Genomic DNA, 18,488 nt, shown 5'->3' with positions numbered 1-18,488 from the left:
TCAGGTTGTCGCGGCCAGGGCGCGCGCTGCCAGCCAGAGTGCCAGCAGTGAGAGACCCACCCAACCACCGAGCCAGGCCAGCGCCAACCACTGCCGTTGCAGCGCCAGCGTCAGCGGCGGCGGGGTGTAGGTAAAAGGCTGGACACTCGTCCAAAGCCGGGTATCGGCAACGTAGGTTTCATCCGTCGCCAGCGTTGAGTTGTAGGCCCAGTCTTCGTTGAGGGTTTTGATGAGCGGTTGGCGGTAGCGCTCGGCGGCGTCGGCAAAGTCCAGGTGGTGGAAGACATCCGTTCCGGCCAGGGCCATCGAGAGGCTGCGGACGGCCAGCACCGGCGCGACGACGGCGGCGGCGTTGTGCAGCGCCACCTGCTGCTCGAACGCTAACCACAGGCGGGCATAGTGATGGGCATAGACCTGGTTGCTGTGCTCTTCGCTTTCCTGCATCAGCAAGCCAGCCGGATTGATGGGCAAGTCTTCCAGGCGCTTGGCGTTGTACTGGGCCAGCAACCTGGCCTCGAAGGCTTTGAGTCGCTCTTCCTGGGGATTGTGACCATCAATCCCCTGCCTGATGTCGTGTGCGACGGCGGCATCAAAAGCTGCGCGGGCGGGCGTCGGATACCAGCGGGCCGCCAGGTCAGTCACCATCCGCGGCACGACGAAACTACTCACCGCCCAGAATGTCAACATACCCAACAGTGTCATCCGCGCTGACCAACGGGACGACACCGCCAGGGTCAGCGCCAGAAAGATGAAGCCGTAGAGCAGATAGCTGATCACCATCAGGGCCAGGCGGACAAAATCCCACGGGGCATCCTCCAGCCACCACAGAAGCAGGACACTACCGACCACAGCCGGCAGCAACGCCACGCCCAGGGCGGCTCCGATGCCGGCCAGTTTGCCCGCGAGCAGCGTCCGGGGGCGGACGCCAAGGCTGAGGAGGTAGCGCAGCGTACCGTGTTCACGTTCGCCGGCAAGGGCGTCGAACGCCAGGACGATGATGAGCAGCGGGAGCAGGTACTGCAACACTCCGGCGGCGGTGAGGGCGAGCAGGCGTTGGGTACGTCCATCCTGGGCGGCAGCGCCGGTGAGATCATGGCGTTTGTGGGCTTCGAGAAAAGCCACGACGCCGGCATGTTCATCCACGCCAACATCAACGAACGCCAGCGCCGTCTGGGGCTTGAAGGCATAGATGCCGTAGTGGGCAGCCGCGTGGGGATTCTTCGGCGGCTGTGTCACCCAGTGCTCACGGGCGACGGCGTTCGCAGCAGTGCGCTGGGCACGAACCCTCTGCGTCTGTTGCCAGCCGATGATGAGAACGGCCAGAAGGCAAAGTCCAACGGCGCTGCACAGCCAGCGAAAGCGGCGGTCGCGGAGCAGGCCTCGGAACTCCTGCCGGGCAATGGTCAACCATCCAGCCATGTTGTTCGGTTCTCCCTGGTGGCGGGGTTCAGTTCCGCATGTAGTCGAGATAAAGCTGTTCGAGCGCCTGGGGTGTCAGGTCAGTGCCGGCCAGGGTCGTCAACAGTTTTCCCTGGCGCATGATGCCGATGTGCGTACCGATTTCTCTGGCGCGGAACAGATCGTGGGTCGCCATCAGGACGGCCATGCCCTGGGTGGCCAGCCGGGTCAGCAGTTGTGAAAACTCATTGGCAGCCTGTGGGTCCAGTCCCGAAGTTGGCTCGTCCAGCAGAAGGGCTTTGGCTTCTTTGGCCAGGGCAATGGCGATGCCGACCTTCTGGCGCATCCCTTTGGAGTACGTGGCTACGCGCCGCTCGGCAGCCTCGGCAGACAAACCAACGCTGGCCAGCCAGTCGAGAAGTTCGCGCCTGGTGTAGTGTTTTCCGGCCAGCTCGCTGAAGTAGTCGAGGTTTTCAAGTCCTGTAAAATTTCGATACAGCATGACCTGCTCCGGGATGTAGGCAAGCCACTGCTTGGTTTCGATGGGATGTTCGGCAACGACATAGCCGTTGATGCGGGCTTCGCCCCTGGTCGGCATAATGAAGTTCAGGAACAGGTTGATGGTGGTTGTTTTGCCAGCGCCGTTGGCACCCAGCAGGCAGAAAATCTCGCCGGGGGCAACCTGCAGGTTGAGGTCATCCAAGACAATGCGCTCACCATAGGCTTTGGTGAGGTGGACGGCTTCGAGCATGGGCGGCACGGGGGTATCCTACCGGCACACAGGAATCAGTAAATAGGAATAATCTGAATACCAGAGAGCCGCCCCCGATGCAAGAACCGGGCGCGCGGGCGTCTCGCCCGCACGAGCTTGGGAGCGCGGGCATCCTGCCCGCATGACGAAAGGAAATGAGGCGTGTGGGTATCCAGAGAATTACCGACCGGGTTCCGTGAACTCCACGACTTCCACGGCCGGCTCCGCCGGCGGTGCGAAGTCATCCCAGCCGGCCACCACCACCCCCAAGCCACCGTCAGGGAAACGTTCCATCATCCGGGCAACGTCGGGCAGTGGTTCCTGTGCCGACTCGGTAACGGCGCTGGCCAGCAGCGTACCGGCGGTTTCCATCCAGACGTGAACTTCACGGCCGCCAACCGGCATCCGACCCAAGTAGGCGTAAGGCGACCGGACGGTGTAGGCATGGCTGTACCAGAGCTTGACGGTGGCCCCGTCGGCTGTGGCGGAGTACCCGGCGAACTCGTAGGTCACACTTTCGGCAACCTGGATGCCATCACCCACAGCAGGCGGAACCGCTAACGCAACGTCAACGGCGGCCGGTTTCCGGGTCGTGCGGGAGACAACGGCCGTCGGTGCCGCTTTCTTTGCCGCAACCGTCAACTTGACTGGACTCTTAGCCTTCCGGGCCGCCAGGGCGCGCTCCCCGACACGGGTTCTGCCCAACCACATCTGGCGCGCGGCGCGGTTGTTGGCGGTCTTACCCGTCCGGCGCACATGCGCCCGGCAGGAAACCCGGCAGGATTTGCGCCGGACAAACCGCCGACCGGACTTCACACTGGCTGGCGCACTCGCTTCCATGCCAAGCGCCGGCTGCCGGGAAGCTCCGGCTGAAGACAAGGCATGGGCACGGTCACCTGCCACTTCGCCGGCGAGCGTCGCCGTGCCACAGAACAGAAAGGTGAGGCAAACCAGGATGACAGTGCGTATCAGACCGTGAAAGAATCGCGCCATCGTGTTACGCTCCAGAACCAAACCCGAACTCAGCCGCCGTGTTTGTCGCGGTGCCTGCGGCTCAACCGAGTCCTGGTGCAACTTCCGCGCCACACGCTTCCTTCATTCGATGTCGCCCTCCGCCGACGCCGGGACAAACCGCAAAGTCTTTGCAAGAAAAGCCTTAGATAAAAGTGTCAACAAAATTTCCACGGCGGCGATAACTGTCTCACAGAGACTCTCATGGGTTTCATGCGTCAATGTCCCGGACAGATGACTGTCGAATGAACACGTTTCACCACATCAGGCTTGCCTGACCACAACCTGGCACCATGCGTTACTTTGACCTGCAACCGGCCGATGACCTTTCCGCCATAGGGCGCATCACCCAGGATATTGGGGATGTTTCGGGACGCGACCCACTGGCCGCCCTCAAGGAACTTGAAGACCTGCTTTCGATTTCCCTGCCACCGCTCGACTCGCTGCGCCGCTGTCAAATCGCTGAACAGTGGGAAGTGCTGGGCAACTACAGTGCGGCCGAGCAGCAATTGTCCCAAATCAGCATGGAAGGACTGCCGGATGACATTGCAGCCCAGGTGCTGCTGCGGCGGGCCAGCCTCTGCCGCTGGACGAGCGATGCGCCGCAGGCCATTCACCTCGCCAAGCAGGCGCAGGAACTTGCCCAAAAGGTCAACGATGACGAATGCGCCGGCGAAGCCGCGGCCGTCATTGGCTATGCTTACTGGCTGCTGGACGAATACGAAATGGCCTACGACGCCCTGCGGCAGGCCGTTGAAGTGCTCGGGCGGACCAAAAACCTGCGCGCCTTTGCACAAGCCTGCTGGGCGCTGACCTACGTCTGCAATCTGCTGGGACGCACCTCTGAAGCCCAGGAGGTTTCGGAGCGTGGCATTGTGGCGCTGACCAACTCCCCCAAGGCCGACAGCCCCTTCGGGCAGACCATTCTCGGACACCTGCGGGCCAGCCAGGCAGTCATCGCCTTTGAGTGCGGCAACGTCGAGATTGCCCTCATGATCCACGAGCGGGCGCTTGATCACTGGATGTCCACGAATGACCCGCGCCTGCTGGCCAATGGCTACCGCAATGTCGCCGAAATTCACTTTGCCACCGGCAACTGGGACCAGGCCGAGGCCCTGCTCGAACAGGCGGACTACCTGATTAGCGAAAGCGATCCCTCCATCCGCTGTTCAACACTTATTACCATGAGCCGCCTGTCGGCCCGGCGTGGCAAGTTTTCCGACGCCCGCCTGGCGCTGGCCGACGCCAACATGCTGGCGTCACAATCCGGCAGCCGCAGCCTGTTGGCCGAATACCACGATGCCCTTGGTGAAACCGACCTGCTGGAGCAAAACTACGCCGACGCCGAAAACAACTTTGCGGCGGCGCGCGACCTGTTCATCAAGATGAACCAACCCAGCCGGGTGGCTTACGCCAACCTGCGGCTGGCCGAAACCCGTCTCGCGCAGGGGGACCTTGCCGGGGCCCAAGGCTTTTTTGAAGTTGCCCGTGAGTTGGCAGCCCGGACAACGAACCCGCTGCTCGCAGCCCATGTGGACCGCCTCAGCGGCAAACTTGCGCTGGCGCAGGGAGACACGGCGACCGGACTCTCCGCACTGCTGCGCAGTATTCACGGCTTCGAGTCGCTCAACTTTGCCTGGCAGGTGGCCCTGGGTTACTTCGATGTGGGGACGGCCGTAGGTGAGGGCATTCCTCTCATGCAGCAGCGGGAATGGCTCGAAACGGCCATCAGCATCTTCCGCCATCTTGGGACGGCCCCCCACCTGATGGCGGCGGAAGCGGCGCTGGTCGAACTCAGCCGGCGCACGCCCGTGACCCTGCAGGACCTGCCCGGTCTCAACACCACCCAGGTTGAGCGTCTGACAACGGCGATGGCTTCGACCGAATCCGTCGCCCGTGAACTCGCCGCCATCATTGACAGCTACAAGATCGCCGTCGCCGTCTTTGCCGAAAATGTCGAAGGCGATGTCCTGGTCATCACCTCCCGTGGGCTGGAAAATGAAACCATTCAGGATTTGCGCACCCTTCTGAGACGACGCCTCCAGCACCCGGACACGCCCCACAGCGACTCCATCCGCTTCGAGTGTCTCTGGCAGACCGAAACCCATCTTTCGCCGCATCGTCCGCGCAGCCTGTGGGTTCATCTGGGACGGCTCAAACCGGACATCGAGCCACTCGTTCATTCCCTGCTGCGTCTGGCCGGAACGGCCCTGGAGCTATGTCATCTCCGGGCCGTGGTGGATGAGCTCTCCACCGCCCAGAAAGTCAGCGAAGTGCGTGTGGATGATGCCACCCTGTCTGAACTGGGACTCATTGGCGTCTCGCCAGCGATGCGCGAGATTGCCGCAAGGATTCTGCGCATCCGGGATGCTTCCGTGACGGTGCTCATCACCGGCGAGTCCGGCACTGGCAAGGAAGTCGTGGCGCGCGCCATTCACCGTGCCTCGGCGCGGCGTCACAAACCCTTTGTCGCCTTCAACTGCGCGGCTGTTCCGTCCGAACTGCTTGAAAGCCAGCTCTTCGGCCACAAGAAGGGGGCCTTTACCGGGGCGGACAAAGATGCCCTGGGGGTCATCCGGGCCGCCGACGGCGGAACACTCTTCCTCGATGAAATTGGCGAACTGCCGCTGCACCTTCAGCCCAAACTCCTGCGCTTTCTTCAGGAACGGGAAGTCCACCCGGTCGGAGCCGACCGGGCGATGGCCGTGGATGTACGGGTCATTGCCGCCACCAACCGCGATCTGGCACGGGAAGTCGCCGCCCGCAGCTTTCGGGAGGACCTGTTTCACCGGCTCAATGTTCTCAACATCGCCCTGCCGCCGCTGCGCGAACGGCGGACTGACATCCCTGTGCTGGCCCAGGCGTTCCTTCAGGAAGCCGCAGCGCGCAACCAAAAGACAGTGACGCTGTCCGAAGCAGCCCTGACGGCGCTGACCCTTTATGACTGGCCGGGCAACGTCCGGCAGTTGCAGAACGAAATCGAGCGTGTCGTCGCGCTGGCCGATGACCGGGAGCTGCTTACGCCGTCGTCATTTAACTTTACCGTGCCGTCCGCCAGCCCGCCGACCGAAGCCGGACTGGAAACCATTTTCCCGGAAGGGCACATTCCGCCAAAACTCACCGACGCCGTAGCACTGCTCGAACGCCACCTGATCACCGAAAGCCTCAAACGCCACGGCGGCAATGTCACCCGGACGGCGCAGGAACTTGGCATCAGCCGTCCGAGCCTCTATGCCAAGTGCAAAACCTATGGCATTACCATCAGCAAAGCGGTAGGAAGCTAAGCCGGGCAGGATCAGGCTGGAGGCAACCCGCACCAGATCGAGGAACGCTCTGTCATGAAAGTTGCCATTCTCTGTGGTGGGCGGGGGACACGCCTGCGGGAGGTGAGCGAAACCATCCCGAAGCCCATGGTGCCGATTGGCGAGCATCCGATTCTGTGGCATGTCATGAAACTTTACGCCTCGCACGGGCTGACCGAGTTTGTCCTGCTGCTGGGCTACAAGGGGACGGTCATCCGGGAGTATTTTCTCAACTTCGCTGCCTACGAATGTGACGTGACGGTGCATCTGTCCGCAACCGGCGACCGCCGCCTCACCTTTCACGGGCCGCCGGCCGAGCCGTGGCAGGTGACACTGCTCAACACCGGTGAAGACACCCTGACCGGCGGGCGGGTCCGCCGGGCGCGCCGCTATCTGGAAACGGACGAGCTGTTCTGCCTGACCTACGGGGATGGCGTCGGCAATGTGGACATCACTGCCCTGCTCGCCTTCCACCGGCAGCACGGGCGGCTGGCAACGGTCACGGCCGTCCGCCCGCCGGGACGTTTCGGCGAACTCGTGCTGGATGACCACCGCCACGTGCGCGTTTTCAACGAAAAGCCCCAGGTGAGCGGCGGCTACATCAACGGCGGTTTTTTTGTCTTTCACCGGGATGTCCTGGAGCGGTATTTTCCCGACCGCGATGACCTCATGCTCGAAAAGGAACCTCTCGAAGCCCTGGCGCGGGATGGCGAACTCATGGCCTTCCGGCACGATGGCTTCTGGCAACCCATGGACACACCGCGCGAGTTTCAACTTCTGAATGACCTGTGGAGGAGCGGCGAGGCCCCGTGGAAAATCTGGTGAACTTCTGGCGTGACCGGCGGGTGTTTGTTACCGGGGCCACAGGTCTGGTCGGGTCGTGGCTGGTCAAGGCGTTGCTCGCCCAAGGCGCGCAGGTCATTGCCCTCATCCGGGATGCCGATCCGCAATCCGAACTGCTGCGCTCCGGCGACCTCCGGCGCGTCGCCGTCGTCAACGGCCGGCTGGAAGACTTTGCAACGCTCGAACGCGCCCTCCACGACCACGAACCCGACACCGTGTTTCATCTGGCGGCGCAGACCATCGTTGGAGCGGCGCACCGCAATCCGCTGGAGAACTTCGAGTCGAATGTCCGTGGCACGTATCACCTGCTCGAAGCCTGCCGGCGGGGACAGCCCTTCGTTCAGCGCATCGTGGTGGCTTCCAGCGACAAGGCCTACGGCACGGCTGAAACCTTGCCTTATGTCGAGACCATGCCGCTGCGCGGCCAGCATCCCTACGAAGTGGCCAAAAGCTGTGCCGACCTCATCACAGCCGCCTATCACCACACCTACGGCCTGCCGGTGGCCATTGCCCGGTGCGGCAACATCTACGGCGGCGGCGACCTGAACTGGAGCCGCATCGTACCAGGCACGATCCGCGCCTTCTGGCGGGGTGAACGCCCCATCATCCGCAGTGACGGCACGTACGTCCGCGACTACCTCTACGTCGAGGACGTGGTTGACGCCTACCTGCGGCTGGCCGTTTACCTTGACCGGCCGGGCGTGGCGGGGGAAGGGTTCAACTTCAGTCCCGAACGCCCCATGACGGTGCTGGAACTCGTGGAGCGGATTCAGGACCTGATGGACTGCCGGCACATTCCGCTCGACATCCGCAATACGGCCGTGGGCGAAATTCACTCGCAGTACCTGGATGCCTCCAAGGCGCGGGAGCGTCTCCGCTGGACGCCCCGGCGTACGCTGGAGGACGGCCTGCGCGCCACCATTGCATGGTATCGCGCCTTCCTCGATGAGCAGGACCGCCTCTGGAAAGACCGAAATCTGACGGGAGATGGCTTCAACCATGATTGACGGCGTGGCCGTGCGTCCTCTGCGGCAGATTCCCGATGAACGCGGCAAAATCATGCACATGCTGCGGGCTGATGCGCCGCACTTCGAGCGGTTCGGCGAGATTTACTTTTCCTGCGTCTATCCGGGCGCCATCAAGGCCTGGCACATCCACAAGGCAATGACGCTCAACTACGCCGTCATCGTCGGGCGCATCAAGCTCGTGCTCTACGACGACCGGGAGCACTCGCCGACCCGTGGTGAACTCATGGAGCTGTTCATCGGGGACGGCAACTATGCGCTCGTGACCATCCCGCCCCGGATTTGGAACGGCTTCAAAGGCATTGGCACGGAAACAGCCATCGTGGCCAACTGTGCCACCCTGCCCCATGACCCGGAGGAAATCGAACGGATGGACCCGTTCACCGACCGCATTCCCTACCGCTGGGACATCCGCCACGGATGAGTTCCGGCACATGTCCAGGCATGGCTGAACCGGTGTATCTCCTCATTGGCGGAGCCGGCTACTTTGGCGCGCGGCTGGCGGAAGACCTTGCCCAACGCGGGCGGGTTGTCATCACCGGCCGCCGCCGCTCCCCCGCGCGTGACCGGTGGCTGGCGCGCCATGCCGGACGCATCACCTGGCAGTGCTATGACGCCGCCGAAACGTCCCGGCTGCCGGCGGAAACCGACTATGCCGCCGTGTTCAATCTGGCGACACCGGGCGCAGCCGAAGCTGCCGCACAGCCGGAAACCGCCCGGCAGCAGGCCTTGACCACGGTGGAACAGGCACTGCACCTCGTCACCACCGGGCGCGCGCGTCGGCTGATACATTTTTCGACCTTCCACGTCTATGGCGCGCCGTCGCCTGAAACGCCGCGCACCTGGTACGGGGAGGACGACCCGCCAACGCCGACGCACCCCTACGGACATATCCATGCCGCCTGCGAGGCCCGTCTGGCCGAGGCAGCCCTGCCCTCCGTCCTGGTTGTGCGACCGACGAACCTTGTGGGGCGGCCGGCGCACATGGACCTGGGACCGCAGCAGCGGCTCATCTTTCTTGACCTTTGCCGGCAGGTTGTCACCCAACGCGCCCTGACGTTGCTGACCGACGGTTTGGCCTACCGGGACTTCTTGCCGATCCCGGCGGCGCTGGCTGCCATTCACTGCCTGCTCGATGCCCCTTCCTGGCCCCGGCAGTGTCATCTGGCGGCCGGCCAGGCCATGACGCTGCGGACGCTGGCCGAACGCATCCAACAGGTTGCCGCCCGGCAGTACCAATGGGAAGTGGCACTGACCACGGGCAACCGGACGGATGCCTTCCGGGTTCCGTTTCATGTGGACACCACCACCCTGCGCCGGCTGGGATGGTCGCCGCCCGAAGAAGCGGTGCTCGATGCTGAAATTGCCGCCACCCTGGCCAGCTTTCAGACGGTCACGGAATGATGCGCCCGCCGCCGGTTGTTCTTTTTGTCACCAGCTATGTGTCGCCGTTCATGACCGAGCTGACGGCGGCCGTCAATGACCTGGGACAGGTGGCGTTCCACGCCGCCTATCTCGAAACCTCCCAGTTTGCCAACCACGGGGCGCACTGGAACACAGCGGCCGAGCGCCCGGATACGCATCGCCGCCCGGCCGACGTGCCGGTGACGGACTTCCTGCGGGACTGGTTTGACCGCTACCGTCCGCAAGTTGTGATTTGCGGCTACGGGCGGGGGCCGGCGTACGAAGCCACCTTTGCCCACTGCCGGCGTACCGGTGCGGTCTTTGGCGTCTTTGCTGAACAGCCCATGCGCGATGGCCGGCTCAAGCATCTGGTGCGCCGGGCCTACTACGCCCAACTCTGGCGGCGGATGCCCCCGGCCTTTGTCCTGGCTGTTGGCGACCGCGCCGTACAGTTTTACCGGCATCTGTTGCGCGACCCCGAAGCGGCTGTGTTTTTCCCGTACTATCAGGATTTACGTCCGGTGCTCGCCATTCCCGACCGGCCGGCGCGGGACACGCTGCACTTTCTCTTTTCCGGCCGGCTGGCAGCGCAGCATGGCATCCGTGGTCTGGCGGCAGCCTTTGAAAAGCTGGCGCAGACGCATCCCGGCCGCTTTCACTGGTGTGTTTCCGGCACTGGAGACGAAGAACGCTGGATTCGACAGACTATGGCGCGTTGCCCGGCGCTGGCGCAGGCGGTGAGCTTCGACCGGGAGTTTGCGACCTGGAACGACCGTCTGCGGCCGTTTGCCGCTTCGGACGTGCTGGTACTGCCGAGTTTTCATGCCGGTTGGGGGCTGGTCATTCCCGAAGCTTTGGGCGCGGGGATGCCGGTCATCACCACGCGCGGCGTCGAAGCAGCGCGTTATTACGTCGAAGCCGGCGTCAATGGGCTGTTCGTCGAACCGCATCCAACGGACATCCACCGGGCGCTGGCCTTTTGCCTCGATCACCCGCAGGCCGTCGAGGCCATGCGCCGCCACACCCGCGCCTCCGTGGCGCGGGGCGACGTACGGGTGGGCGCTGCCCGGCTGGTGGATGTGCTGTCCCGGTGGCTGTGACCGGTGGCTGTGAGGCGGTCAAACGGCTGCGGCAGCCTCACGGGCAAAGGCTTGAACTTGCGCGGATGGCGGGCGTATGATTTCGCACGCTTCGCGCATCTTTCGACCAACGGAGCTATGCTTCCGTGGACGCCGCTTCCTCCCCCTCCTTATCCAGCCACACTGCCGCTGACAAAGAACAGGCGCTCCGGGCGTGGTTGCGCCGGGCGCAACGCCTGATTGTGGCGCTTTCGGGTGGTGTGGACAGTGGCTATCTGGCCTTTGTGGCCCATCAGGAATTGGGCACGCAAGCTCTTATGGTCACTGGCGACAGCCCCAGTCTGGCCCGTGCGGAGCGGGAAGCCATAACGCAGTTTGTGACGCGCTATGGAATGCGTTATGTGTTCGTGGAAACCCGTGAACTCGACGATCCATCCTACCGCGCCAACCCGGTCGAACGCTGCTACTTCTGCAAACAGGAACTCTTTGGCCAGCTCTGGTCTCTGGCCCGGCAGGAAGGCATCGGTGTCGTCTGCGATGGCACCAACGCCGATGATGCCAGCGACTTCCGTCCCGGACGGCGCGCGGCGTCCGAACAGTCTGTCAGCAGCCCACTGGCGCAGTTTGGATTCACCAAGGCGGACATCCGGGAACGCGCGCAGCACTGGACATTGCCCATGGCCGACAAGCCGGCTTCGCCCTGTCTGGCATCGCGGATTCCGCACGGGCAGCCGGTGACCATTGGCAAGCTCACGGCCATTGAGCGCGGTGAGCAGGCGCTGCGGGCGCTGGGGTTTCGTGAGGTACGCCTTCGGCACCACGCGGAGGTGGCCCGGATTGAATTGGCTCCTGCCGAGTTGCCCCGCGCCCTCGATCCGGCGATGGCCGCCCGCCTGGTGGCGGCGCTCAAACCCCTTGGCTTTCGCTTCATCACCCTCGACCTCGAAGGCTTTCGCAGCGGCTCGCTCAACCCTGCTGCGGCCAGCCATGCCGCGGTCTGTCATACCGAACGTCATACCGAATCGCCGTCCGCACTTTCGAGGACACTCTGACCGCCATCATTTCGTGAGGAACGTCCCATGCCAAACGCTTTTGTTGATGACGCCCGTAATTTCAAGGAAGACAACCCGTTCGAGTCCATGATGTCGCGCTTTGACAATGCGGCAAAGCTGCTCGACCTTGACCCGAACATCTATCGCATCCTGCGCTGCCCCACGCGCGAAATGACCGTGTACATCCCGACCATGATGGATGACGGTCACTATGAAGTCTTTGTGGGCTATCGCGTCCAACACAACTTTGCCCGTGGGCCAGCCAAAGGCGGCATCCGCTATGCGCCCGACGTGACGCTGGATGAGGTCCGCGCCCTGGCAGCCTGGATGACCTGGAAGTGCGCCGTGGTCAACATTCCCTACGGCGGCGGCAAGGGGGGCATTGTGTGTGACCCGCACAAGCTGTCCATGACGGAACTCGAACGCCTGACCCGGCGCTACACCTCGGAAATTCTCGACATCATCGGACCCGAACGCGACGTTCCGGCGCCGGACATGAACACCAACGAGCAGGTCATGGCGTGGGTGATGGATACCTACTCGATGCATGCCCGCCACACCGTCAATGCCGTCGTCACCGGCAAACCCGTTGAACTCGGCGGCTCGCGGGGCCGGCGGGAAGCCACCGGACGGGGACTGCTGTTCGTCATCCAGGAAGCCTGCAAGAAGTTCGATCTCAAGCCGGCGGAAACCCGGATCGTCGTCCAGGGTGCGGGCAATGTCGGCGGCATCGGCGCGACCCTGCTGCATGAGGCCGGGTTCAAGGTCATCGGTATCTCGGAAATTCGCCACGGACTGTACAACCCGAACGGGCTGGATATTCCGGCAGCACTGGATTACCTGCGCAAGCACAAGACCTTCGAGGGCTTTGAGGGTGGCGAACTCATCTCCAATGCGGAACTGCTTGAACTCGACTGCGACGTGCTGATGCCGGCGGCAACGGAAAACCAGATCACGACCCAGAATGTCGAACGGATCAAGTGCCGCATCCTGTGCGAAGGGGCCAACGGGCCGACCACGGCGGCCGCCGACGAAGTGCTTGAAAGAAAGGGCGTTTTCGTCATCCCGGACATCCTCGCCAACGCGGGCGGCGTGACAGTTTCCTACTTCGAGTGGGTGCAGAACCGCATGGGCTTCTTCTGGAAGGAAGATTTCGTCAACGAGCGCCTGCAGGACACGATGGTGTCCAGCTTCAACGATGTCCTCAGCTATGCCGAAAAACACAAGGTGAACATGCGCACGGCGGCGTACATGCTGGCGATTGACCGCGTGGCTTACGAAACCAAGATGCGGGGCATTTACGCCTGATACCCAAGCAGGCTCCCGGAGCGTTTGCACTTTTTTGGAAAAGTGACGCCATGCCAGCTCTGCCTGAAGTGCGTGAGACCAGGAAGCGATAAAACTTGGTTTCCGAAAGTTGGCTGTGTTAGCTTTGCCCAAGTTTTGTCACCAAAAGCGTTGCACGAGTCAGCCCACCGGCTGATGGGTCTGAAAAACGATGAAGGTCTTTTGCTTTTTTTGTATCGTGCGGACGTGACAAGGTTGGAACAACATCAACTGGTCATGTGACCAGGAGGGGATAAAGAATGAAACACCGTACTTGGCTTGCGCTGTTCGCCTGCATGTTTTTGGGCAGTGCGACGGTCATGGCGCAATCGGCGCGCGAGCAGGACCGCCCGCTCAATCCGACCGTCACCGGCGGCACCGGTCTGTTTACGGTCTATGACGCCTCAACGCTGAAGCGGGGCGAGTTTAATATCGCGGCCTACTACAACAACTTCGACCGTGAACCGGGCAACGTGGACATCAGTCAACAAATTGTGAGCGGTGCTATCGGGCTCACGGATCGGTTGGAATTCTTTGCCGCTTCGGTCTTCCGGCAGCAGCTTGTTGCCAACCAGCGCCGCGAGATCAGCGGGTTCTTCCTGCCAAATGTACGCTTTCCGGGAACGCCGGCCGGGCCGGTGCCCCTGGGACCCGGCTCTTCAGCCGGCGCGCCTTTCGTCGGCCTCATCGGGCCAAGCACAACCAACATCTCCAACGCCGGCGCCGCCGTTGGCGGGGTGCTGCCGGGGCTGGTGCAAAGCGGAACGCGCATTGTTGGCACCGGCGCCAACCAGCGCCTGATAGGCAATCTGCCTGGCTACCTGAATGACTTTCCCTTCCTGGCCAGCAGCGAATACACCAGCGGCAACACGACGCTCGGCGCCAAGTTTCGCTTTACCGACCCCGAAAATCCGCTTGGGTTGGCGATTGTCGGTTTCGTGAGCATCCCGACCTCTTTTGCCAACGGCATCTTTCGTGGTGCGGGCAACGGCGTGGTGCGTGGCAGCGGACCGGGCGCGGTGGACTACGGTGTGATCCTCGTGCCGGCCGTCCGTGCCGGGCGCTTTACCTTCACCGGCAACCTCGGCGCCGTCAAAACCGGCGATCCTTCGGCCAACAACATCCGCTACCTCGACCGGCGCAACATCTTCATCGCTTCGGGCGCGGTGGATGTGGCCGTCAACAAGTACTTCCAGGCCATCGGTGAAATCACCTCCAACATCTACTACGGCAGTGGCACGCCGAATCTCAACCCGGTCAATCCGCTTGACCTGACCGTTGGCGCCCGCTTCACGCCAACCGGCAATGACAAGTCGGTTCACTTCAGCTTCGGTGGCGGCTACCGGCGGCTGCTGAACAATGCCAACTCGGAACGCGGCTCGAACCGGGGTGATGTCAACGGTTTCGTCGTGAACGCCGTGATTGGCTACCGGCGGCGCGTGCAGACGGTTGAAGCGCCTGACCCTTGCGCCAACAACCGGCCGCCAACGGTTACACTGTCCTCTGACCGGACGCGCCTCAAGACCACCGAACAGGCGCGGCTGACGGCCGTGGCCAGCGACCCCGATCCGTATGACACGAACCTGACCTACAACTGGACGGCCAGCGTCGGACGGATTGAAGGCACCGGGCCGAATGTGACCTATGTTCCGCCCACGGACCGCGCCGGCACAACCACGGTGACGGTCACGGTTTCGGACCTGTGCTGTGCTACAGCGACAGCCTCGCTTGAACTCACCATCGAGAAGAACACCTGCCCGACGGTGACGGTGACGGCCTCCCCCACGCAGGTCAAGGAAGGCTCCGACGCCCCCATCAGCCTCTCGGCCGTGGGACGTGACGCCGATGACGATCCGCTGACCTATCGCTGGACGACCTCGGCCGGGCGCATCCAAGGCAGTGGCGCCAATGTCACACTCGACACGACCGGGCTTTCGGCCGGGCGCGTCGTCGTGACTGTGACGGTGGACGATGGCAAGTGCACGGGCGAGGCCTCGACGGCGATTGAAATCCTGTCGCCGCCGCCGCCGCCACAGGCGTACACCATTGCCTGCGATGGCACCCTGGCCAACCCGCCGTTCCGCCGCAACGTGGTGCGGGTGGACAACCAGTGCAAGGCGCTGCTCGACCAGATCGTGACCCGCCTCCAGAGCGACCCGACGGCACAGGTCATCGTGGATGGCCACGCCGACAAGGGTGAGAAGCGCGGTACGGCGCGGAAGCGGGCGGACAACGTCCGGGCCTACCTGGTGGGCAAGGGTGTTGACCCGAACCGCATCGAGTTGCGCATCTTCGATGACCAGCGGGCCGCCGAGGCCCCGGGTGGCAACAACCGCCGGGTCGTGGTGACGGTCGTGCCGGAAGGCGCCCAACGCCCCGAATAACGGGAGGCCCTCAACCGCAACCCTCAACGACGGGGCAGGCAAACCGCCTGCCCCGTTTTTTCTTTCTGTGGTCAGTCCGGTGAACGAGCAAACCTACCTCAGCCACAGCCCGGAGGAGACATTTGCCGTGGGCTACGGCCTGGGTGAGCGCCTGGCGGCGTGGCCGGACGCCACAGGGCGGGTGGTGTTGCTGAGCGGGGAGCTTGGCAGCGGGAAAACGCAGTTCGTGAAAGGTTTGGCCGCGGCTCTCGGCCTCGACCCGGCGGAAGTGACCAGCCCGACCTTTGCCCTCGTTCAGGCGCATGCCTTTCCGGGTGGGACGCTCTGGCACGTGGACCTGTACCGCCTGCCGACTGGCCCCGGTGCGGCCGAGGCCATCGCCTTGGCGGAGCTTCTGGAGCAGGCCGGCATCATCGCGATGGAGTGGCCGGAGCGGCTCGGCCCGGACCTGCCCCTCCTTGTCGCCGATGAAGGCAGGACGTGGTGGGTTCAGCTTGATGAGCTGGAGGACGGAATCCGCCGCATCACCATCCACCAGCCAGCCCCCCACCCGGCAGACTGACCAGACCTTCACTGCCACCCTGGTGCACCGGGAAAGGCAGCGTACGGAGGAGGACGATCAGGCAGGTTCGGCGTCCCCGGACAGCCCGGCGTTGGCTTCGTCGAGTTCACGCAGAATGTCCAGCGTCAGGCTGGTGTTGCTCCCAGCCACAATCGTGACCGGAAAGGGCTTGGTCGAACGTTCGACCTCGAAAAAGCCTTCGGTGAAGCCGACGAACCTGCGGAAGGCTTCGAGTCCGCGCAGGTGTCCCACCTCACAGGTCACGATGAGACCTTCGTTGAACCCCAGCCAGCCGCTCTGCCCTTGAGTGGCGCGTACGGTGAAGGCCGCGGTCAACCGGTTGGCTTCCACCACCTGGATGACATCAAAGACGGAAATCCGGCTCAGGTCGCCGGTCAGAAACTTCGATCCGCTGCGCAGGGGAAGCACAAAGACAAAGGTGTGGGAGCCAATCGTAAAACGGTCGCCATCCGACAACAGGCAGCGTTCCTGGGGCGCGAGCCGCCGGCCGTTGAGAAACGTACCGTTCGTGCTGCCCAGGTCCATAAGGAAGTAGCGTTTGCGGTCGGCTTCGCTGGATTCAAGGTCAAGTATCACTTTGGCGTGCTCACGGGAAGCCACGGCGTCGTTGACAAGCGGCACGGTTGCCAGCGGGGAGCGCCCGATGACCGTCGTCGGGTTGTCGAGGATATAGGTTTGCTTGACGGCAGCGCCCTCCAAAACGAGCAGTGTGGCAAACTGGTCATCCGACGATGCGAGCCGCCCCAGGGTCTCCACATCGAGCCGAGCCGTTTTGATGGTTGGCACTTCTGAACTTTCCGACATTGCTTGCCTCGCTTGCCAAGCCGGGCTGACCACCCGGCCCGCCCTCCCTCGCTTACTGTGGGGTTGATTTCATGAGCACCTGGCACATGGCCGCGTGGAGATGCCCATTGCTGGCCACAATCTCAGGCACATACGGACTGAACGCCTGCCCGCTGAAAGCCGTGACCTGCCCTCCAGCTTCGGTAACGAGCAAACTGCCGGCGGCCATATCCCACGGCGCAAGGTTCAGCTCCCAAAAGCCATCGAAACGCCCGGCCGCCACATACGCCAGATCGAGTGCCGCCGATCCGTCGCGCCGGATAGCCTGCGCAACGTCCAGAAAAGCACTGAAGTGATCCAGGTTTTTTTGTGGCGACGCCTTGACATTATAGGGAAATCCAGTGACAAGCAATGCCTGTTCCAGACTGGTTACGCCCGAAACGTGCAGCGGCCGGCCATTGCACCGGGTTCCCTGCCCCTTCGCTGCCGAAAACAGCTCATCGCGGAGCGGGTCATAGACCACACCGACGATGGTTTCCCCCTGCCACTCAACGGCAATGGCGACGCTGAAAAACGGATACCCATGGGCATAGTTGGTCGTGCCGTCCAGCGGGTCCACAATCCACCGGAAGTCCGAGGCCGTTTCCGTCAATCCACTTTCCTCCGCCAGAATGGCATGGTCTGGAAAGCGCGCCTGAATGCGACGGCGGATGCACTGCTCGGACAGCACATCCACTTCGGTGACAAGGTCAATCCGCCCCTTGTGGCGCACATCGAGGGGCGCGCCAAACCGCTCGCGCAGCAGCGCCCCGGCCTCGCGGGCGACGGCTTCAGCAAAAGGCAGGAGATCGGTCATGGCCGGCGCTTCTCCGGTTCAAGCTGAAAAGCCATGTTGCGCGCTTCCCGCTTCTGCACATCCAGTTCCTTGGTCTGGGGGCGATAGCCTTTGGCTGTCGCCGTGATACGGTACACCGCTTCGCCGCCGGGAAACCGGAAGGCAAACTCGCCAGCTCCGTTGGTGGTGGTGGTTCCAACCTTGCCCGGCTTGAGACTGGCCTCCGCCGCCGACACCCGCTCGGCGATGACCGTCACGTTGGGCATCGTCAGACCGTGCTCGTTGAACACCGCGCCGCGGATCACCGAATAGGCGCGTTCGGCCTCCAGCTCGAAGGGACGCTTGATGACCGTCGTCTTTCCGCCCTCGACAGTTTGCAGGATATTCAGCCGCGCCGCCGACCGGCCTTCGGCTTCGACTTCGACCACGTAGTTGCCCGGCGGCAGGCCGTCCAGGTGAAACTCCCCTTTGGCGCCGGTCTCCCCGGTATAGGTTTCCTTCGTCACCGGGCGGGTCAGGGTCACTTTGGCGCCGGCCAGCGGCTGTTTGTTTTCACGCGCCACCACGCGCCCTTCCAGCTTTCCCGTGGCCATCGGCGACTGGGCCAACAGGGTGACACCACACAGGTACCACCCGGCTACCATTCCGACCAACCATTTCCGCAGCATAGCGTCGGCGGCCGGCAGCCCCCGCCGCCGGCTTGGTCTCCTTC

At 63.2% G+C, this 18,488-nt stretch carries 16 protein-coding genes; 10 read left to right on the top strand and 6 right to left on the bottom strand.

Annotated elements, in window-relative coordinates:
* The 3 genes from J8C05_RS14360 to J8C05_RS14350 form a co-directional block, all read right to left on the bottom strand.
* Positions 1-1,419, bottom strand: a complete 1,419-nt coding sequence (locus tag J8C05_RS14360) for a DUF3526 domain-containing protein (protein ID WP_211423436.1) — start codon at positions 1,417-1,419, stop codon at positions 1-3.
* A 28-nt stretch (positions 1,420-1,447) separates the two neighbouring features.
* The gene (locus J8C05_RS14355; RefSeq protein WP_211423435.1) at positions 1,448-2,149 is read right to left on the bottom strand and encodes an ABC transporter ATP-binding protein; all 702 of its coding nucleotides are present in this window, start codon (positions 2,147-2,149) and stop codon (positions 1,448-1,450) included.
* Positions 2,150-2,329: 180 nt separating this feature from the next.
* Entirely contained in the window at positions 2,330-3,142 is an 813-nt protein-coding gene (locus J8C05_RS14350) for a hypothetical protein (RefSeq protein ID WP_211423434.1), read from the bottom strand.
* A 311-nt stretch (positions 3,143-3,453) separates the two neighbouring features.
* On the opposite strand from J8C05_RS14350, the gene J8C05_RS14345 reads away from it, so the two are divergent.
* The 10 genes from J8C05_RS14345 (at position 3,454) to tsaE (ending at position 16,137) form a co-directional block, all read left to right on the top strand.
* Positions 3,454-6,444 (top strand): sigma 54-interacting transcriptional regulator, encoded by a 2,991-nt coding sequence (locus tag J8C05_RS14345; protein ID WP_211423433.1) that lies wholly within the window; start codon positions 3,454-3,456, stop codon positions 6,442-6,444.
* Between the two features lie 54 nt (positions 6,445-6,498).
* Entirely contained in the window at positions 6,499-7,287 is a 789-nt protein-coding gene (gene rfbF, locus J8C05_RS14340) for a glucose-1-phosphate cytidylyltransferase (protein ID WP_211423432.1), read from the top strand.
* Entirely contained in the window at positions 7,272-8,312 is a 1,041-nt protein-coding gene (locus tag J8C05_RS14335) for a GDP-mannose 4,6-dehydratase (RefSeq protein WP_459543847.1), read from the top strand. Before rfbF ends, J8C05_RS14335 begins: the two co-directional genes overlap by 16 nt.
* Entirely contained in the window at positions 8,293-8,754 is a 462-nt protein-coding gene (locus tag J8C05_RS14330; protein WP_459543846.1) for a dTDP-4-dehydrorhamnose 3,5-epimerase family protein, read from the top strand. The genes J8C05_RS14335 and J8C05_RS14330 overlap by 20 nt, the downstream gene beginning before the upstream one ends.
* A gap of 20 nt (positions 8,755-8,774) precedes the next feature.
* Positions 8,775-9,734 (top strand): NAD-dependent epimerase/dehydratase family protein, encoded by a 960-nt coding sequence (locus J8C05_RS14325; RefSeq protein ID WP_211423431.1) that lies wholly within the window; start codon positions 8,775-8,777, stop codon positions 9,732-9,734.
* Positions 9,731-10,834: a glycosyltransferase family 4 protein gene (locus J8C05_RS14320; RefSeq protein WP_211423430.1), complete on the top strand. Its 1,104-nt coding sequence runs from the start codon at positions 9,731-9,733 to the stop codon at positions 10,832-10,834. Before J8C05_RS14325 ends, J8C05_RS14320 begins: the two co-directional genes overlap by 4 nt.
* A gap of 125 nt (positions 10,835-10,959) precedes the next feature.
* A complete protein-coding gene (gene larE / locus J8C05_RS14315) occupies positions 10,960-11,865 on the top strand; it encodes an ATP-dependent sacrificial sulfur transferase LarE (protein WP_211423429.1) in 906 nt (301 codons plus the stop codon).
* 27 nt (positions 11,866-11,892) lie between these two features.
* Positions 11,893-13,173 carry a Glu/Leu/Phe/Val family dehydrogenase gene (locus J8C05_RS14310; protein ID WP_211423428.1) on the top strand — a complete coding sequence of 427 codons (1,281 nt, stop codon included), beginning with the start codon at positions 11,893-11,895 and terminating at the stop codon, positions 13,171-13,173.
* A 278-nt stretch (positions 13,174-13,451) separates the two neighbouring features.
* Positions 13,452-15,575, top strand: a complete 2,124-nt coding sequence (locus J8C05_RS14305; protein ID WP_211423427.1) for an OmpA family protein — start codon at positions 13,452-13,454, stop codon at positions 15,573-15,575.
* 79 nt (positions 15,576-15,654) lie between these two features.
* On the top strand, positions 15,655-16,137 hold the full coding sequence (gene tsaE / locus J8C05_RS14300) for a tRNA (adenosine(37)-N6)-threonylcarbamoyltransferase complex ATPase subunit type 1 TsaE (RefSeq protein WP_211423426.1): 483 nt from the start codon (positions 15,655-15,657) through the stop codon (positions 16,135-16,137).
* A 57-nt stretch (positions 16,138-16,194) separates the two neighbouring features.
* On the opposite strand, the gene J8C05_RS14295 is transcribed toward tsaE, so the two are convergent.
* From J8C05_RS14295 to J8C05_RS14285, 3 genes are read right to left on the bottom strand one after another with little or no spacing between them, the layout of a single operon-like run.
* A complete protein-coding gene (locus J8C05_RS14295) occupies positions 16,195-16,962 on the bottom strand; it encodes an FHA domain-containing protein (RefSeq protein ID WP_211423425.1) in 768 nt (255 codons plus the stop codon).
* Positions 16,963-17,014: 52 nt separating this feature from the next.
* Positions 17,015-17,797 carry an inositol monophosphatase family protein gene (locus tag J8C05_RS14290; protein WP_211423424.1) on the bottom strand — a complete coding sequence of 261 codons (783 nt, stop codon included), beginning with the start codon at positions 17,795-17,797 and terminating at the stop codon, positions 17,015-17,017.
* Positions 17,794-18,420 carry a carboxypeptidase-like regulatory domain-containing protein gene (locus tag J8C05_RS14285; RefSeq protein WP_211423423.1) on the bottom strand — a complete coding sequence of 209 codons (627 nt, stop codon included), beginning with the start codon at positions 18,418-18,420 and terminating at the stop codon, positions 17,794-17,796. Before J8C05_RS14285 ends, J8C05_RS14290 begins: the two co-directional genes overlap by 4 nt.
* Between the last annotated feature and the right edge of the window lie 68 nt (positions 18,421-18,488).

Origin of the sequence: Chloracidobacterium sp. N (assembly GCF_018304765.1) — a bacterium.
Lineage (GTDB): Bacteria > Acidobacteriota > Blastocatellia > Chloracidobacteriales > Chloracidobacteriaceae > Chloracidobacterium > Chloracidobacterium aggregatum.
Note: the sequence above shows the minus strand (reverse complement) of the source record. Positions and strands in the feature narration are given on the sequence as shown.